This window comes from Rhodocista pekingensis (assembly GCF_042665545.1).
GTDB lineage: Bacteria > Pseudomonadota > Alphaproteobacteria > Azospirillales > Azospirillaceae > Rhodocista > Rhodocista pekingensis.
In genome coordinates, this window is the sequence record NZ_JBHTCM010000010.1 from 868,571 (window position 1) to 884,187 (window position 15,617).

14 protein-coding genes and 1 tRNA gene are annotated in these 15,617 nt (G+C 70.1%); 5 read left to right on the forward strand and 10 right to left on the reverse strand.

What is annotated here, in order from left to right:
* Positions 1-58: 58 nt before the first annotated feature.
* Together polA and ACFQPS_RS12315 are read left to right on the forward strand one after the other, a co-directional pair.
* Positions 59-3,004: a DNA polymerase I gene (gene polA, locus ACFQPS_RS12310; RefSeq protein ID WP_377359363.1), complete on the forward strand. Its 2,946-nt coding sequence runs from the start codon at positions 59-61 to the stop codon at positions 3,002-3,004.
* Positions 3,005-3,164: 160 nt separating this feature from the next.
* Positions 3,165-3,857, forward strand: coding sequence for a tRNA-uridine aminocarboxypropyltransferase (locus tag ACFQPS_RS12315; RefSeq protein ID WP_377359365.1), 693 nt, complete (start codon positions 3,165-3,167; stop codon positions 3,855-3,857).
* Between the two features lie 87 nt (positions 3,858-3,944).
* On the opposite strand, the gene ACFQPS_RS12320 is transcribed toward ACFQPS_RS12315, so the two are convergent.
* The 8 genes from ACFQPS_RS12320 to aroA all read right to left on the reverse strand — a co-directional run bounded on the left by ACFQPS_RS12320 (position 3,945) and on the right by aroA (position 10,708).
* The gene (locus ACFQPS_RS12320; RefSeq protein ID WP_377359366.1) at positions 3,945-4,304 is read right to left on the reverse strand and encodes a lipopolysaccharide assembly protein LapA domain-containing protein; all 360 of its coding nucleotides are present in this window, start codon (positions 4,302-4,304) and stop codon (positions 3,945-3,947) included.
* 198 nt (positions 4,305-4,502) lie between these two features.
* Positions 4,503-4,784, reverse strand: coding sequence for an integration host factor subunit beta (gene ihfB, locus ACFQPS_RS12325; protein WP_012567651.1), 282 nt, complete (start codon positions 4,782-4,784; stop codon positions 4,503-4,505).
* A 306-nt stretch (positions 4,785-5,090) separates the two neighbouring features.
* Positions 5,091-6,818, reverse strand: coding sequence for a 30S ribosomal protein S1 (gene rpsA, locus ACFQPS_RS12330; RefSeq protein ID WP_377359368.1), 1,728 nt, complete (start codon positions 6,816-6,818; stop codon positions 5,091-5,093).
* Positions 6,819-7,099: 281 nt separating this feature from the next.
* The gene (gene cmk / locus ACFQPS_RS12335) at positions 7,100-7,798 is read right to left on the reverse strand and encodes a (d)CMP kinase (protein WP_377359369.1); all 699 of its coding nucleotides are present in this window, start codon (positions 7,796-7,798) and stop codon (positions 7,100-7,102) included.
* Between the two features lie 138 nt (positions 7,799-7,936).
* Positions 7,937-8,302: a type II toxin-antitoxin system PemK/MazF family toxin gene (locus ACFQPS_RS12340; RefSeq protein WP_377359371.1), complete on the reverse strand. Its 366-nt coding sequence runs from the start codon at positions 8,300-8,302 to the stop codon at positions 7,937-7,939.
* A complete protein-coding gene (locus ACFQPS_RS12345; RefSeq protein ID WP_377359374.1) occupies positions 8,289-8,510 on the reverse strand; it encodes an AbrB/MazE/SpoVT family DNA-binding domain-containing protein in 222 nt (73 codons plus the stop codon). The genes ACFQPS_RS12340 and ACFQPS_RS12345 overlap by 14 nt, the downstream gene beginning before the upstream one ends.
* A gap of 97 nt (positions 8,511-8,607) precedes the next feature.
* On the reverse strand, positions 8,608-9,267 hold the full coding sequence (locus ACFQPS_RS12350; RefSeq protein WP_377359375.1) for a Uma2 family endonuclease: 660 nt from the start codon (positions 9,265-9,267) through the stop codon (positions 8,608-8,610).
* A gap of 94 nt (positions 9,268-9,361) precedes the next feature.
* Positions 9,362-10,708, reverse strand: coding sequence for a 3-phosphoshikimate 1-carboxyvinyltransferase (gene aroA, locus ACFQPS_RS12355; RefSeq protein WP_377359377.1), 1,347 nt, complete (start codon positions 10,706-10,708; stop codon positions 9,362-9,364).
* Positions 10,709-11,028: 320 nt separating this feature from the next.
* On the opposite strand from aroA, the gene ACFQPS_RS12360 reads away from it, so the two are divergent.
* Both ACFQPS_RS12360 and ACFQPS_RS12365 read left to right on the forward strand, forming a co-directional pair.
* Entirely contained in the window at positions 11,029-11,439 is a 411-nt protein-coding gene (locus ACFQPS_RS12360; protein ID WP_377359380.1) for a TIGR02300 family protein, read from the forward strand.
* Between the two features lie 172 nt (positions 11,440-11,611).
* Positions 11,612-11,687 (forward strand) — tRNA-Ala (locus ACFQPS_RS12365).
* Between the two features lie 125 nt (positions 11,688-11,812).
* Here ACFQPS_RS12365 and ACFQPS_RS12370 read toward each other — a convergent pair.
* Positions 11,813-13,303, reverse strand: coding sequence for an MFS transporter (locus ACFQPS_RS12370; protein WP_377359382.1), 1,491 nt, complete (start codon positions 13,301-13,303; stop codon positions 11,813-11,815).
* Positions 13,304-13,406: 103 nt separating this feature from the next.
* Between ACFQPS_RS12370 and ACFQPS_RS12375 the strand changes: the two genes are divergently transcribed.
* Positions 13,407-14,021 carry a TetR/AcrR family transcriptional regulator gene (locus tag ACFQPS_RS12375; protein WP_377359384.1) on the forward strand — a complete coding sequence of 205 codons (615 nt, stop codon included), beginning with the start codon at positions 13,407-13,409 and terminating at the stop codon, positions 14,019-14,021.
* Between the two features lie 362 nt (positions 14,022-14,383).
* Here the strand turns inward: ACFQPS_RS12375 and ACFQPS_RS12380 are convergent, their stop codons facing one another.
* Positions 14,384-15,397, reverse strand: coding sequence for a UDP-glucuronic acid decarboxylase family protein (locus ACFQPS_RS12380; RefSeq protein WP_377359386.1), 1,014 nt, complete (start codon positions 15,395-15,397; stop codon positions 14,384-14,386).
* Positions 15,398-15,617: the final 220 nt, after the last annotated feature.

A 15,617-nucleotide genomic window follows, 5' to 3' on the forward strand; every position in this document is an offset into this window, starting at 1 on the left:
CTCAGCCCCGGCCTTGCGCCATGGTGCAGCCCTGACACCCGAAACCGGACCGCCCCCGATGACCGCCCCGGACACTGCCGCACCGGAAACCGCCGCCACGCCTTCCGACAGCCGCTCCCTTGAGGCGGGGAACACCTCGCCGGAGGCGCTCTACCTGGTGGACGGGTCGGGCTTCATCTTCCGCGCCTACCACGCGCTGCCGCCCCTGAACCGGCCGGACGGCACCCCGGTGAACGCCGTGCTGGGCTTCACCAACATGCTGATGAAGCTGCTGGCGGAGCTGAAGGCCGAGGCCGTGGCCGTGATCTTCGACGCCAAGCGGCTGAACTTCCGCAACGAGTTCTATCCCGACTACAAGGCCAACCGGCCGGAACCGCCGGAGGATCTGCGGCCGCAGTTCGCCATCATCCGCGAGGCGGTGGACGCCTTCTGCCTGCCCTGCCTGGAGCTGGAGGGCTACGAGGCCGACGACCTGATCGCCACCTACGCCCGGATGGCCAGCGAGCAGGGCCGGCCGGTCACCATCGTCAGCTCCGACAAGGACCTGATGCAGCTCGTCCGCGACGGCGTGCGCCTGATGGACCCGATGAAGGGCAGGCTGATCGGGCCGGAGGAGGTGGCGGAGAAGTTCGGCGTGCCGCCGGAGAAGGTGGTGGACGTGCAGGCGCTGGCCGGCGACAGCGTGGACAACGTGCCCGGCGTCCCCGGCATCGGCGTGAAGACGGCGGCCCAGCTCATCACCGACTACGGCGACCTGGAGACGCTGCTGGAACGGGCCGGCGAGATCAAGCAGGCCGGGCGGCGGCAGAAGCTGCTGGAGAACGCCGAGCTGGCCCGCATCTCCAAGCGGCTGGTCCGGCTGGACGACAAGGTGCCGGTGCCGGTGCCGCTGGACCGGCTGCGCGTGCGCGAACCCGACCACCACAAGCTGATCGACTGGCTGAAGGTGCAGGGCTTCCGCTCCGTCATCCACAAGGTGGAGGCGGAGCTGGCGGCCGACGGCACGCTGGTGGACGGTGCGGCCCCCGCCCCGGCAGCGCCCGCCGCCCGGGCGCCGCGCACGGACGCGCGCACCGCCCTGGACAGCCGCAGCTACGCCCCCGCCCCGGCGCCGGAGGCCCGCGGCGACGGCGTCGTGCCGCAGCCGGACCGGGTCGAGTACGAGCTGGTGCAGGACCTGGACGCGCTGGACCGCTGGATCGAGCGGGCGCGCGAGGCCGGGACCGTCGCCGTGGACACGGAGACGGACGGGCTGACCCCGGTCAGCGCCGGGCTGGTCGGCGTCTCCCTCTCCGTGGAGCCCGGCCGCGCCTGCTACATCCCCTTGCAGCACATCGACCCGGCCACGCCCCGGGGCGCGGCCGGCGGGCTGGACCTGGGCGGCGCCCCGCCGCCGCCGCCGCAGATCGCGCTGGCGGACGCCCTGGCCCGGCTGAAGCCGCTGCTGGAGGACCCCGCGGTTCTGAAGGTGGGGCAGAACGTCAAGTTCGACTGGCAGATCTTCGCCCGGCACGGCATCGCCATGGCGCCGATCGACGACACCATGCTGATCTCCTACGTGCTGGGCACGGGCCTGCACGGACACGGCATGGACGAGCTGGCGCTGCGCCATCTGGGCCATACCACGATCAAGTATGACGAGGTCACCGGCACCGGGAAGTCCCGCATCACCTTCGACCGGGTGCCGTTGGACAAGGCCCGCGACTACGCCGCGGAGGATGCGGACATCACCCTGCGGCTGCACCGCGTCCTGAAGCACGATCTGGTGCGCCAGCACATGGTCACGCTCTATGAGACGATCGAGCGGCCGCTGGTCCCCGTCGTCGCCCGCATGGAAAGCCGCGGCGTGCTGGTGGACCGCGCCGTGCTGCGGCAGATGTCGTCCGACTTCGCCCAGCGCATGCTGGAGATGGAGGCGGAGATCCAGAAGCTGGCCCCGCGCGCCTTCAACGTCGGCAGCCCCAAGCAGCTTGGCGAGATCCTGTTCGACGAGATGAAGCTGCCCGGCGGGTCCAAGGGCAAGTCCGGCGCCTGGGGCACGGATTCCGGCGTGCTGGAGGGGCTGGCCGAGCAGGGCGTGGAGATCGCCCAGAAGGTGCTGGACTGGCGCCAGCTCTCCAAGCTGAAATCCACCTACACCGACGCCCTGGCCGAGCAGATCGACGCCCGCACCGGCCGCGTCCATACCAGCTTCGCGCTGGCCGCCACGGCGACGGGGCGGCTCTCCTCCACCGACCCGAACCTCCAGAACATCCCCATCCGCACCGAGGAGGGGCGCAAGATCCGCCGCGCCTTCGTGGCGCGGCCGGGGCACCTGCTGCTGTCGGTGGACTACAGCCAGATCGAGCTGCGGCTGGTGGCGGAGATGGCGGGTGTGCCGGCCCTGCGCCGGGCCTTCCACGACGGCATCGACATCCACGCCATGACCGCCAGCCAGGTCTTCGGCGTGCCGCTGGACCAGATGACCTCGGAGATCCGGCGCAAGGCCAAGGCGATCAATTTCGGCATCATCTACGGCATCTCCGGCTTCGGGCTGGGCCGCCAGCTCGGCATCACGCCGGGCGAGGCGGGCGCCTTCATCAAGCAGTATTTCGAGCGCTTCCCCGAGTTGCAGACCTACATGGAGACGACCAAGGCCTTCGCCCGCGAACACGGCTACGTCACCACCCTGCTGGGCCGCCGGTGCTGGATCCAGGGCATCCGGGAGAAGGCCCCCGCCCGCCGCGCCTATGCCGAGCGGCAGGCGATCAACGCGCCCATCCAGGGCACGGCCGCCGACATCATCAAGCGCGCCATGGCCCGCATCGAGCCGGCGCTGGCGGCGGCGAAGCTGGACGCCGCCATGCTGCTCCAGGTCCACGACGAACTGCTGTTCGAGGTGCCCGAGGCGCAGGTGGAGGAGACGGCCGCCGTCGTCCGCAGCGTCATGGAGGGAGCGGCCGGCCTGGGCGTGCCCCTGGTGGCGGAGGCCGGCTGGGCCGGCAACTGGGCGGAGGCGCACTGACCGCCGGACCGCTGCTGGACTGCCGCACCGCTGGACTGCCGGACCGCCGGACAGTCGGGGCGGCCATGCCTTTCCGCCGGGCCGCCCTGCGGCGCCCGCGGTCCCCGCCCCCGCGGACAGGTCTGCCCAAGCGGCGCGTCCTGGGCTATGGTCCCGCCCCATGACGACCGTGACCCCGACGACCCCCGATGACGAGCGCTGCGCCTGTGGCAAGCGCGCCGTCGATCTCTGCCTCTGCCCCGACCTGACCCCGGCCCGCACGCGGCTGGGGCTTCTGGTCCTGCAACATCCGCAGGAACAGGATGTGGAACTGGGCACGGCGCGGCTGCTGACCGCGCAGGTGGAGGGGGCGGTGCTGCGCGTCGGCCTGTCCTGGCCGAACATGGCCAAGGCGCTGGGCCGCCCGGCCGATCCGCGCCGCTGGGGCGTGCTGCACATGGGCAGCAAGGAGGACGTGGCGCGGGTGCCGCGCGGCGGCATCGCCGTGGTGGACCGCAAGGGCGCCCCCCTGCCCGACAGCGATGCCGTGCTGGCGGACCTGGAGGGGCTGGTGCTGCTGGACGGCACCTGGTCGCAGGCGAAGACGCTGTGGTGGCGGAACGCCTGGCTGCTGAAGCTGCGCCGGGTGGTGATCCATCCCGACTTCCGCTCCGCCTACGGCAATGTGCGCAAGGAACCGCGGCGCGAAAGCGTCTCCACCCTGGAGGCGGGGGCCTTCGCGCTGGGCCGGCTGGAGGGCGATCCGGGCCTTCAGGGCCGGATGCTGAAGCCCTTCGACGTGCTGCTGGACCGCTGGCAGAAGCGCCGCCGCCCGGTCCGGCCGGTGCCGCCACCCGCGACTCCGGCGCCCTGACGGGCGCCGGTCCTGCACCCCGGCCGGTCTTAAAGAAAACTCGCCGGCCTGTCCGGAAAGGGGCGCCCGTCAGGGCACCAGGGCGGGTCAGGGGACCAGGGCGGGCAGCCGGGTGGTCACGGCAACGGGCACGGCTTCCCGCGCGGCCAGCCGCGCCTCCGCCTCGCCGGCGCGGACCTGGGCGGCGACAAGGTCGCGCTCCAGCCTGTCCGCGCGCCGCTTCTGCTGGCGGGCCGCCTTGCGCTGACCGTGGCCGCCCAGCCAGGCGGTCAGGCCGCCGGCGAAGAAGCTGACCACCATGGCGACCAGGACCAGGGCATAGAGCGGCAGCTCCACGCTCCAGGGCAGCGGCCACAGCAGGATGGTCACGGTCTGCATGTTGCTGACCGAAAAGGACAGGGCCAGAAGGGCCACGGGCAGGGTGATGATCCAGGTCAGGTGGCGCACCGGGGCACCTTCTTGCGGCTAGACGGGCGGCAGGTCGGACAGGGGCAGGCATGCCCCCTCCGGCGCCAGGGTCGCCACAGGCCGCCGCGCTGTCAATGCCCGCGATAAGGGAGAAGCCCCGAAAGTGGCACCCGGCCCGCCCGGCGCGGCAGAATGGCCCGCCGGACCGGGGCCGGACCGGGGTCGCCAGCGGCGGTATCAGTCGGTGTTCAGCCGCTCGCGGAGCTGCTTGCCCGTCTTGAAGAACGGGATGAACTTCTGGTTCACGTCCACCGTCTCCCCGGTCCGCGGGTTGCGGCCCAGGCGGGCGTCGCGCTTCTTCACGGAAAAGGCGCCGAATCCGCGCAGCTCGACCCGGTCACCACGCGCCAGGGCGTCGGTGATCTCGTCGAAGATCGTGGTGACGATCTTCTCCACGTCGCGCTGGTACAGGTGCGGGTTGCGCTCGGCAAGGCGCAGGATCAGTTCGGACTTGGTCATCTGGCTACCCCCCCAGGGTGCGGGCGGATTTCTCCGGCGCGACCCGATGCCGGTCGGCATGCAGGCACCCGGGCCACCGCGCAATTTCCGGACACATTGCCGGAGGGCTTCCCGATGCGCAAGGGTAAGCCGTTCAAGGCGCTGGGATTTTTCCGGACACCCGACGACCGGCGGCGACCGGCGGCGGAAGCGGCGGCGGTCGGAGAGGCAGCGGGCCGGAAACGCGAAGGCCGCCCCGGTTTCCCGGGACGGCCTTCGTTTCTCCTGCCGGCGGTCGCCCAGGGGCGGCCGCCGGAACCGGCGGGATTACTCCTCGCCCTGCTGCTTGCGCTTGAGCGCGGCACCCAGGATATCGCCCAGCGAGGCGCCGCTGTCGGACGAGCCGAACTCCTGCATCGCCTGCTTCTCCTCCTCGACCTCCTTGGCCTTGATGGAGAGGGTGATCTTGCGGCTGCCACGGTCGATCTGGGTGACCTTGGCATCGACCTTCTCACCGATGGCGAAGCGGTCGGGCCGCTGCTCGGAGCGGTCGCGGGACAGGTCGGACTTGCGGATGAAGCCGGTGAAGCCTTCGCCCACCTCGACCTCGATGCCGCCGTCGGTGACCTGGGTGACCGTGCAGGTCACCACGTCGCCCTTCTTGACGCCGGCGACGGCGGTCTCGAACGGATCCCCCGCGAGCTGCTTGATGCCCAGGGAGATACGCTCCTTCTCCACGTCCACGTCGAGGACCTTGACCTTGACCTGGTCGCCCTTCTTGTAGGTCTGGATGGCCTGCTCGCCCGGGGTGTTCCAGTCCAGGTCGGACAGGTGGACCATGCCGTCGATGTCGCCGGGCAGGCCCACGAACAGGCCGAACTCGGTGATGTTCTTGACCTCGCCTTCCAGCTCGGTGCCGCCGGGGAACTTGTCGACGAACGACTCCCACGGGTTCTGCATCGTCTGCTTCAGGCCGAGGCTGATGCGGCGCTTCACCGGATCGACGTCCAGGACCATCACCTCGACCTCCTGGGAGGTGGAGACGATCTTGCCCGGGTGGACGTTCTTCTTGGTCCAGCTCATCTCGGAGACGTGGACCAGACCCTCGATGCCCGGCTCCAGCTCCACGAAGGCGCCGTAGTCGGTGATGTTGGTGACGCGGCCCTTGAACTTGGCCTGGACCGGGTACTTGGCTTCCACGCCCTCCCACGGATCGGCCTCGAGCTGCTTCATGCCGAGGCTGATGCGCTGGGTCTCCGGGTTGAAGCGGATGACCTGGACCGTGACGGTCTGGCCGATCTGCAACGCCTCGGAGGGGTGGTTGATGCGGCGCCAAGCGATGTCGGTGACGTGCAGCAGGCCGTCAACGCCGCCCAGATCGACGAACGCACCGTAGTCGGTGATGTTCTTGACGACGCCCTGGAGGACCTGGCCTTCCTTGAGGTTGGCGACCAGCTCGCTGCGCGCCTCGGCCCGGCTCTCTTCCAGCACGGCGCGGCGGGAGACGACGATGTTGCCGCGGCTGCGGTCCATCTTGAGGATCTGGAACGGCTGCGGCGTGCCCAGCAGCGGGCTGATGTCGCGCACCGGCCGGATGTCGACCTGGCTGCCCGGCAGGAACGCCACGGCGCCGTTGAGATCGACGGTGAAGCCACCCTTCACGCGGCCGAAGATCACGCCCGTCACGCGGGCCTGGTCGTTGAACGACTTCTCCAGCAGGGTCCAGGCTTCTTCGCGCTTCGCCTTCTCGCGGGACAGCACGGCCTCGCCGTTCTTGTCCTCCATGCGCTCCAGGTACACCTCGACGGTGTCGCCTGCCTTCAGCTCGACCGGCTGGCCGGGAACGGCGAACTCCTTGAGCGCGACGCGGCCTTCGGACTTCAGGCCGACGTCGATCAGAACCATGTCATTGTCGATCGAGAGGATGCGCCCCTTGACGACGGTGCCTTCCAGGCTGTCGGCGGTGCCGAAGGACTCTTCGAGGAGGGCGGCGAAGCTCTCCTTGCCAGCGAGGGGGCTGGCGGCCGGGCTGGACTTGGCGGAAACCTGGGCCATTGGAACTCCTTGGGTGGAACCTGGAGCGGCACCCGGACCGCCCGCACCGGCACGCCCGAGCCGGAGGGAAGATCTGGCACCGCCGCGCCGGGCACCACGCCCGGCGGCTTGGGTTGTGCCCGGCCCCTGGGCATGCTCCCTGGGGCACCGGACGGGTTGTCCCCGGCCTTGCGGCCGGAGGGTGGTGCCCGGTCGCGCAGGACCGGGCGGCGAGCCGCGCCCGCACCCCGGAAGGAGCGAGGGACGGCGGCCTGTCCCGAGGGACCGGATCAGCGAGAGGATCAGCGTCCGTTGAACGCCGGCTTCGCGCGGACGAAGGTCATGGCTGCGTCGAAGGCCTGGTCGGCATCCAACGAGGACGTGTCAAGCAAATACGCGTCGGCAGCCGGCTTCAGCGGGGCCACCGCCCGCTGGCTGTCACGCGCGTCACGATCCTTCATGTCCTTCAGGACGTCGGCGTATATAGCGACAGCGCCCCGCCCCTGCAACTCCTTGAGTCGGCGCTCGGCCCTTACTTCCACCGTCGCGGTGACATAGAGCTTCGCCGGGGCTCCGGGGCAGACCACGGTGCCGATGTCGCGGCCGTCCAGAACGGCGCCGCGGGCCGGCGTGCCATCGGCCAGGACGGGCGGCCGCGCGGCGAAATCGCGCTGGAAATCCAGCAGCGCCTGACGCACCGCCGGCACCACCGAGACCAGCGAGGCCGCCTGCGCCGTCGCCTCCGAGCGCAGCTCCGGATCGGCCATCAGCCCGGCGATGTCGCCCGGTGTCAGCGCCGCCGCGGCCTGCGCCGCCAGCCCGGCATCGGCCGGGTCCTGCCCGGCCCGGCGCAGGGTCAGCCCGACGGCGCGGTAGAGGCCGCCGGTGTCGAGATGCGCGAAGCCCAGCGCGGCGGCGAGACGGCGGGCGAGCGTGCCCTTGCCGCTGGCGGCGGGACCGTCGATGGCGATGACGCGGGGGGCGCTGGAGGGCGGGGTCAAGGCGGGAACCCGAAAGCGGTGGTTGTGAGGGCGCGGTCGGGCGGCACCATTCCCCCCCTGCGGCAGCGCGTCAAGCCTGGAGCGCAGGGGGCGGGATCACGGGGGCCGGCTCAAGGGGGCCGGCTCAAGGGGGCCGGATCAAGGGGGACCGGTTGTCCGGGACTGGAGCGGGGGAAGGATTTCCGCCAGGGCGCGCGTCAACGCGTCGATCACGTCTCCATCAAGCCGGCCGATGGCGCGGATCTCGGTGGGTTCGATCACGGACATCTTGCAGGGCCGGATCACGGATGGACGGGACAATCCGGCCAACGTGATGTCCGCGACGGGAATGTCGCCCGGCCAGGCCTCGTTCCGGGCGCTCGTGATCATCACGACCCAGATCAGCCCGAGACGGTCCTGTAGCACGGGCCGGGAGATCACGACGGCCGGCCGACGCTTGAGCACCGGCCGTTCGACGAACGGGAAAGGAACCGTGACGACCTCGAACGGCTCAAAGGTCGGCATAGTCCTCCTCATCCGCAGGACCGGCCCACTCGGTGAACAGGGCAAAGGGCTCATCCGCCAGCGCCGCCCTCCGCTTGGGACGCAGGATCGCATAGCCCTCGTGGAGGTCGTACTCGATCTCGTCCCCCGGCCGGATGCGGAGATGTTCCCGGACGGCGAGCGGCAGCACTGTCTGCGCCTTGATGGACACCCTGCTGCTGATCGCCATGATCGCCCCGGTAAGCGTTCGTCTTTCCGTCATGTTGACGCCGCGGCCGCGGGCGTCAAGCCGGGGCGGCCGGATCGCGGCCATTACCGCCCGGCCATCACACCCCGGCATCGCCGCCCGGGTCCTCCAGGATGCCGCGGTAGACCTCCGCCAGCGGGATCGCGGCGTCGATGCTGTCCAGGCGCAGCACGGCGTCCGGCCCTGCCAGCCGTTCCTGCACCCAGATGTCGGCTCCCCCGTCGGCCCCATCGCCTCCGGCGTCGCCGGGACCCGCCCGGCCGGGCAGGCGGCGCAGGACGGTGCAGGCGGCCTCGTCCTGCTCCAGCTCCACGATCTCCCGGATCGACGGGGTCGCCTTGAAGAAGGCGTGCTTGCGGTGCATCTCCGAAGCCGTGTTGGCCGGCGACAGCACCTCCACCACCAGCACCGGCTCGCCCGGCCCGGCCGGGGTCCGGCCGCAGCGGACCAGCAGGTCGGGGATGCGGAAGTCGCGGTCCCGGCGGCCATGGTCCACGCCGGAGCCGATCTCCAGCCGGCACGGGTGCTTCCGGGCGGCCAGCGCATTGCCGATCAACCGGCCCAGCGCAGCCGTGACGGCGCCGTGGTCCGGGCTGGGCGAGGCCTGGCCGGTCGCCGGATCGTAGTCGCGCAGCACCGGGTAGCCGTCGATCAGTTCCCAGACCAGATCGTCGCCGGAGTCCCAGGCCAGGAACTCCTCCACGGTCATGCGGCGGTCGAGCTTGCGCACGGCGGTCATGGGTGCCTCCCGGGGCGGTCCTGGACCACCTCCGGATATAGCACGGCCGGCACCGTTCCGACAGGTGGCGCCGGTCGCGGCCGGGCGACCCCGCCTATGCCGCCGCGATGTCCGCGCCCAGCCCGTTCATCAGGGCGACGAAGCCGGGGAAGCTGGTGTCGATGAAGGCGCCGTCATCCACCCGCACCGGCTGCTCCGTGGCCATGCCCAGGACCAGGAAGCTCATGGCGATGCGGTGGTCCATGGCGGTGGCGACGGTGGCGCCGCCGGCCGGCGGGCGGCCGCGGCCATGCACCACCATCCAGTCCTCGCCCGCCTCCACCGTCACGCCGCAGGCGGCGAGCCCGTCGGCCATCATGGCCAGCCGGTCGCTCTCCTTCACCCGCAGCTCGCCGATGCCGCGCATCACCGTGGGCCCCTCGGCGCAGGCGGCGGCGATGCAGAGGACGGGGTATTCGTCGATCATGCTGGGGGCACGCTCCGGCGGCACCTCGACCCCGCGCAGGCCGGAGGCGCGCACCAGCAGGTCGGCGACGGGCTCGCCGCCCTCCTCCCGCGGGTTGGCGTAGGCGATGTCGGCGCCCATCTCCCGCAGCGTCTCGAAGAGGCCGGTGCGGCGCGGGTTGGTGCCGACGCCCGGCAGGGACAGCGCCGAGCCCGGCCGGATCAGGGCGGCCACGACCGGAAAGGCGGCCGAGCTGGGATCGGCCGGCACCCGCAGGTCGCGCGCCGTCAGCTCGCCCTGGCCGGTGACGGTGGCGGCCAGGGCGCCGTCACCGGCCTCCTCCACCGTCACCTCGATGCCGAAATGGCGCAGCATGCGCTCGGTGTGGTCGCGCGTCGGCTCCGGCTCGATCACCGTGGTGCGGCCGGGCGCGTTCAGCCCCGCCAGCAGGATGGCGGACTTCACCTGGGCCGAGGCCACCGGCAGGCGGTAGGCGATGGGCACCGGCCGGTCGGTGCCGATCACCGCCCCCGGCAGCCGCCCGCCCGAGCGCAGGACGAACCGCGCGCCCATCGTTTCCAGCGGTTTCGTCACCCGCGCCATCGGTCGCTTCGTCAGCGAGGCGTCGCCCGTCATCACGCTGGTGAAGGGATGCGTCGCCAGCAGCCCCATCAGCAGCCGCGCCGCCGTGCCGCTGTTGCCCATGTCCAGCACCTGCGCCGGCTCGGCCAGCCCGCCGACGCCGCGGCCGCGGGTGACCCAGGTGCCGTCGGGGAGCCGTTCCGCCTCCGCCCCCAGGGCGCGCAGGGCGGCGGCGGTGCGCAGCACGTCGTCCCCCTCCAGCAGGCCCTCGATCCGCGTCTCGCCCAGGCTCAGCGCCCCGAACATCAGCGCCCGGTGGGAGATCGACTTGTCGCCCGGCACCGTGACGGTCCCGGAGAGCGCGCCCGAGCGGCGGGAGAGAAGCGGGCGGGGTCCGGCGGGCGAGGCGGCCATGGGGGCTCCGGCGGCAGCAGGGAACGGATCGGCCCGGACAGGGCCGGGACGGACCGCCGGCGGACGGCCGGCGCCCCCTGCTCCTAGCACATCGCGGCGGGGCCGGGAAACGGCGCGGCGACAGGCGGGAGACGCGGCGCGGAGACCGGGACGCAGGCCGGGACGCAGGCCGGGACGGCAGGGGGGCGGCCCGCCCCGGTTGCAGGGGCCTCCGACCCGCGGATTCTTTGGTTTGACAGGGGGCGGGCTTCATGGCAGATGCCCCGCCGGAGCCAGCGCGCGGGAATTACCGGGTCCGCGCGGCAAGAAGGAGAAGTCTCGTGGCGAAAGCGGAATGGGGCACGAAGCGCATCTGCCCGAACTGCGGCACGCGCTATTACGACATGCGGAAGGAACCGCCGGCCTGCCCGAGCTGCGGCACCGTGTTCGATCCCGAGGCGCTGCTGCGCTCCCGCCGGGCGCGGCCGATCCCCGTGGAGGATGTGAAGAAGCCCCCGGTCGAGGCGGACGAGGATGATACGCTGGGCATCGATTCCGACGAGGGCCCGGCCCGGAACGACGAGGACACGGAGAGCACGGACGACGTGGACGTGACCATCGAGGAGGACGGCCTGGACGAGGAAGTCGGCGGCGAGGAGGACGAGGACGTCCTGCCCGAGGATGCCGACGAGCTGGGCGACGAAGACGACCTCGGCGAGGTCGTGGACGTGGAGGGCGACGAGGACCGCTGACGCGGCGATCCCCCGGCCCGCCCGGAGGAACCGAGGAAATCCAAGGGTTTCCGGCATCCTCGAAAAAATTGCGCGGCCGGTGAATTTTCCTCTTGCCAGGGCGGCCCGGTTCGAAGATAAACAGCGCCCACAGCGACGGCGACCCAGGCCGGCGCGACGAGACAGACGGTTCGGGGCCATAGCTCAGCTGGGAGAGCGCTACAATGGCATTGTAGAGGTCAGGAGTTCGATCCTCCTTGGCTCCACCAACAAAATCAGGGCCTTGGCCGGAAACGGCCAGGGTCCTGATTGTTTTTGCGTCTGACGTTTTTCGTGCCTGATCGATTCCCCAGCACCGCCCACCGGGCAGGAGGGCGGTGCCGGCCGGTCGTCCCTATGGCTGCGTCGCCATCAGCGGTTGGTCCGGCAGCTTTCCCGGCAGCCATAGCCAGGCGGCGGTGCCGGCAAGGAGCGTGAGGAACCCGCCCGTTCCGACCGCGACATGCAGGCCGGTCAGGAAGGCTTCCTCAGCCTGCGCGGCGACTTCCGGGGCGATGCCCACATGATCGAGCGTCTCGCCCAGCGTGCCCGCCACACCGGGACCGAACAGGCGGAAACTGAGAGCGGCGAGCGACCCAAGGAGGGTAATGCCCAGCGCATTCCCCAACTCGTTGCTGGTTTCCGCGATTGATCCCGCCGCGCCCGCCCGCTCGGCCGGGACAGCCGACACCGCGACTTCGGCGACAAGACTGAACGACAGCCCGTAGCCGATGCCGGCGATCACCGTCGAAGCGATGAAGGCTGCGACGCCGGCCTGTGTGTCGGTGAGCAGCAGGATGAGGACGCCTGCGCTGATGAAGAAATGCGTCGCCACAAGGGCGGCCCTGCGCCCGATCCGCTCCACGATGCGGGCCGTCCCGACGCAGGTCGCGGTCAGCACGATGGCCCCCGGTAGCGTGATCAGGGCCGTCGTGACCACGTTGAAGCCGAGAACTGTCTGTAGATAGACGCCGGACAGGTAGCTGGCTGCGGACCAGACAACCAGGGACAGAAGTCCGGTCAGAATCGCAATGGAGAAGACCCTATCCCGGAACAGGCTGACGTCGAGCAGCGGATGGTCGATACGGGTCTGCCGGCGCAGGAACACCGCAAGGGCAAGAAGACCGGCAATCCCGGCTGCGGATTGCGCCAGCGTGACACCATAGGCGGCAGCGGTCTTCAGCGACCACGTGGCCAGCAAGATGCCGACGACCGAGAGGATGAGGCTCGGCAGGTCAATCCGTCCGCACGTCGTCGAGCGAACTTCACGCAGCAGGGCCGGCGCAGCGACCAGGAAGGCGAGCGCGACCGGAACATTGATGAGAAACACGGCCCCCCACTCGAAATGCCGGAGCAGCAGGCCGCCGATAAGGGGGCCGATGGCGAAGCCAGCCGCGAATGTCGCGGCGAAGATGCCGATGGCCCGCGCGCGCATACGCGGATCAGGAAACAGAACGCTGACAATCGCCAGCCCGGAGGGCAGCAAGGTCGCGCCACCCAGGCCCATGAGGGCCCGCGCGGCGATCAACATCGCCGATGACTGCGACCCGGCCGCGCAGAGCGATCCCACGGCGAACACCATTGCGCCGGCCATGATGAGCTTGAGCCGCCCATGACGGTCACCGATGTTGCCGGACGCGATCAGCAGCGATCCGACCACAAAGCCGTAGATGTCGAGAATCCAGAGCGCCTCGTCGGCCGTCGGAGACAGTGCTGACGTGATGTGCGGCATGGCGAGATAGAGAATCGAGCCGTCCATGGCGACGAGCAGAACAAGCGGCAGCACGGCCATCAGACCGAGCCATGCTTTTCGAGTGTCGGGGGGTGGAAGCGTCATGTCGGCCATCGCGCACAAATCCTCTGTGACCGCAGGCGGGGGCCGGCGGATGATTGCATCTGGAGGCGGGGTTTCTGTATACTTTGAGTAAGTTACTTTTGGTAGGTATTGGATGTCAAGCCGATCCGAAGACCGTCAGATCCCTGCAAAGCGCGTCCGGCTGAGCCGTGAACAGCGGCACCGCCAGCTTCTCGATGTGGCGTGGCGGCTCGCGCGCGAGGAAGGCACCGATGCGCTGACGCTTCCGCGTCTGGCGGAAGAGGCCGGAATCACCAAGCCGGTGATCTATGACCATTTCGGCACGCGCAACGGATTGCTCACAGCGCTCTATCAGGATTTCGACGCTCGCCAGACAAAGGTGATCGACGCCGCGCTGACGGCCCGCGAACCGACCCTGGACGGAACCGCGAAGGTCATTGCCGCGTCCTATGTCGAATGCGTTCTGGCCCAGGGACGCGAGATTCCCGGTGTTTTGGCCGGACTTGCCGGTTCCCCGGAGTTGGAGACCGTCAAGCGCGACTATCAACTGGCCTTCATCGAGAAATGCCGGAAGGCGTTGGCGCCATGCACGGGCCCCAAAGGCATCGCGCAATCCAGCTTCTGGGCGATGCTTGGCGCGGCGGATGCCTTATCCCATGCCGCCGCGTCGGATGCGATCACAGCCGACCAGGCCCGGGCTGAACTTTACGAGATCATCACGGCAATGGTCGGCCGGAGCCATGGGTAGAGCCCCTTTGAGAAGAGCTTTCCGCCCGGTCAGATTGGGCGGCTACGGAGCATGATGGAGCCCATGGCAACGTCGATCATCTTCGGAGAGATCGATGCGGGGCTCATGGCCGCAGACGAGGGGGCGCCAGCGCGATCAGCCAGACGAAGGTCCGCCCGCCCGCGGCGCGGGAGCCTGAGCCTTACCTGATCCCTCCGGCGCCCCGCGATTCCCGGAGGGCAGGTCCGGACGACGGCATGGACCATGCCGGTCGGACGAAGGGACGGACCGGCCTTGTCTGGCCGGGCGCCAGATGGTGAATCTTCGCGCTCACCGATGGTCCGGGGGCGCTGCCGGCGACAGGCCGGCGGCCATCCCAGGCCCTATGTCCACGAAGGCTCGCGGAGCCCCGCGCCGATGGCTGGGCCGGGCGAATGGCAAGGGGGGCGGAAACCGAGTTTCCGGGCGAAATAGTCGATGGTCTTCTCCAGCCCGTCCTCCAGCCGCGTCGTCGGCTCCCAGCCAAGAAGCGCCACCGCCTTGGTGATATCGGGCTTGCGCTGCATCGGGTCGTCTTCCGGCAGGGGCAGGAACACCATCTCGGAGGTCGAGCCGGACATGGAGCGGATCAGCTCGGCCAGATCCCGGATGCGGAATTCACGGGGGTTGCCGAGATTGATCGGCCCGGTCACCCCCGGGGGCGCGTCCATCAGCCGAATCAGTCCCTCGACCAGATCGTCGACATAGCCGAACGACCGGGTCTGGCCGCCGTCGCCGTAGATGGTCAACGGCAGGCCACGCAGCGCCTGGACGATGAAGTTTGAGACCACGCGGCCGTCGTCGGGGTGCATGCGCGGACCGTAGGTGTTGAAGATCCGTGCCACCCGGATATCGAGCCCGTGCTGGCGGTGGTAGTCGAAGAACAGCGTCTCGGCGCAGCGCTTGCCTTCGTCGTAGCAGCCGCGCGGTCCGATCGGATTGACGTTGCCGCGGTAGTCTTCGGGCTGGGGATGCAGGGTGGGATCGCCATAGACCTCGGAGGTCGATGCCTGGAGGATGCGGGCCTTCAGGCGCTTGGCCAGGCCCAGCATGTTGATGGCGCCGAGCACGCTGGTCTTGGTGGTCTGCACCGGGTCGCGCTGGTAGTGGATGGGCGAGGCCGGGCAGGCGAGGTTGTAGATCTGGTCGACCTCGACATAGAGCGGGAAGGTGACGTCGTGGCGGAGCAGCTCGAAGCGCGGATGCCCGAACAGGGGAGCGATGTTCTCCTTGTCGCCGGTGAAGAAGTTATCGACGCACAGCACGTCGTCGCCGCGCTCCAGCAGCCGTTCGCACAGATGCGACCCCAGGAACCCGGCTCCCCCGGTTACCAGGACCCGCTTGCGATGCCCCTTCATGTGCCCCCACCTGAGGTTCGAGCCGGATGGCCGGCGCGGCGGGAACCATAGGGGGGCCGCCCCCGCCGTTGCAATACTGCGCACCTGCCCGCGCATCGGCGGTGCCCGGCGGTTCGACGGTGCGCTTGACGCTTCGACCGTTTGCCCCTAATCCGGCTTCCGATCCCATGACCTCCGCTCTGGAAGGCGTGTTCCTTGCACCCGGACTGCTGTGATGCAC

What these genes read in the sequence shown, in the direction of transcription:
- polA (WP_377359363.1), top strand. Translation starts at nt 59, where the DNA reads ATGACCGCCCCGGACACTGCCGCACCGGAAACCGCCGCCACGCCTTCC.
- ACFQPS_RS12315 (WP_377359365.1), top strand. Translation starts at nt 3,165, where the DNA reads ATGACGACCGTGACCCCGACGACCCCCGATGACGAGCGCTGCGCCTGT.
- ihfB (WP_012567651.1), bottom strand. Translation starts at nt 4,784, where the DNA reads ATGACCAAGTCCGAACTGATCCTGCGCCTTGCCGAGCGCAACCCGCAC.
- rpsA (WP_377359368.1), bottom strand. Translation starts at nt 6,818, where the DNA reads ATGGCCCAGGTTTCCGCCAAGTCCAGCCCGGCCGCCAGCCCCCTCGCT.
- ACFQPS_RS12340 (WP_377359371.1), bottom strand. Translation starts at nt 8,302, where the DNA reads ATGCCGACCTTTGAGCCGTTCGAGGTCGTCACGGTTCCTTTCCCGTTC.
- ACFQPS_RS12345 (WP_377359374.1), bottom strand. Translation starts at nt 8,510, where the DNA reads ATGGCGATCAGCAGCAGGGTGTCCATCAAGGCGCAGACAGTGCTGCCG.
- ACFQPS_RS12350 (WP_377359375.1), bottom strand. Translation starts at nt 9,267, where the DNA reads ATGACCGCCGTGCGCAAGCTCGACCGCCGCATGACCGTGGAGGAGTTC.
- aroA (WP_377359377.1), bottom strand. Translation starts at nt 10,708, where the DNA reads ATGGCCGCCTCGCCCGCCGGACCCCGCCCGCTTCTCTCCCGCCGCTCG.
- ACFQPS_RS12370 (WP_377359382.1), bottom strand. Translation starts at nt 13,303, where the DNA reads ATGGCCGACATGACGCTTCCACCCCCCGACACTCGAAAAGCATGGCTC.
- ACFQPS_RS12375 (WP_377359384.1), top strand. Translation starts at nt 13,407, where the DNA reads ATGTCAAGCCGATCCGAAGACCGTCAGATCCCTGCAAAGCGCGTCCGG.
- ACFQPS_RS12380 (WP_377359386.1), bottom strand. Translation starts at nt 15,397, where the DNA reads ATGAAGGGGCATCGCAAGCGGGTCCTGGTAACCGGGGGAGCCGGGTTC.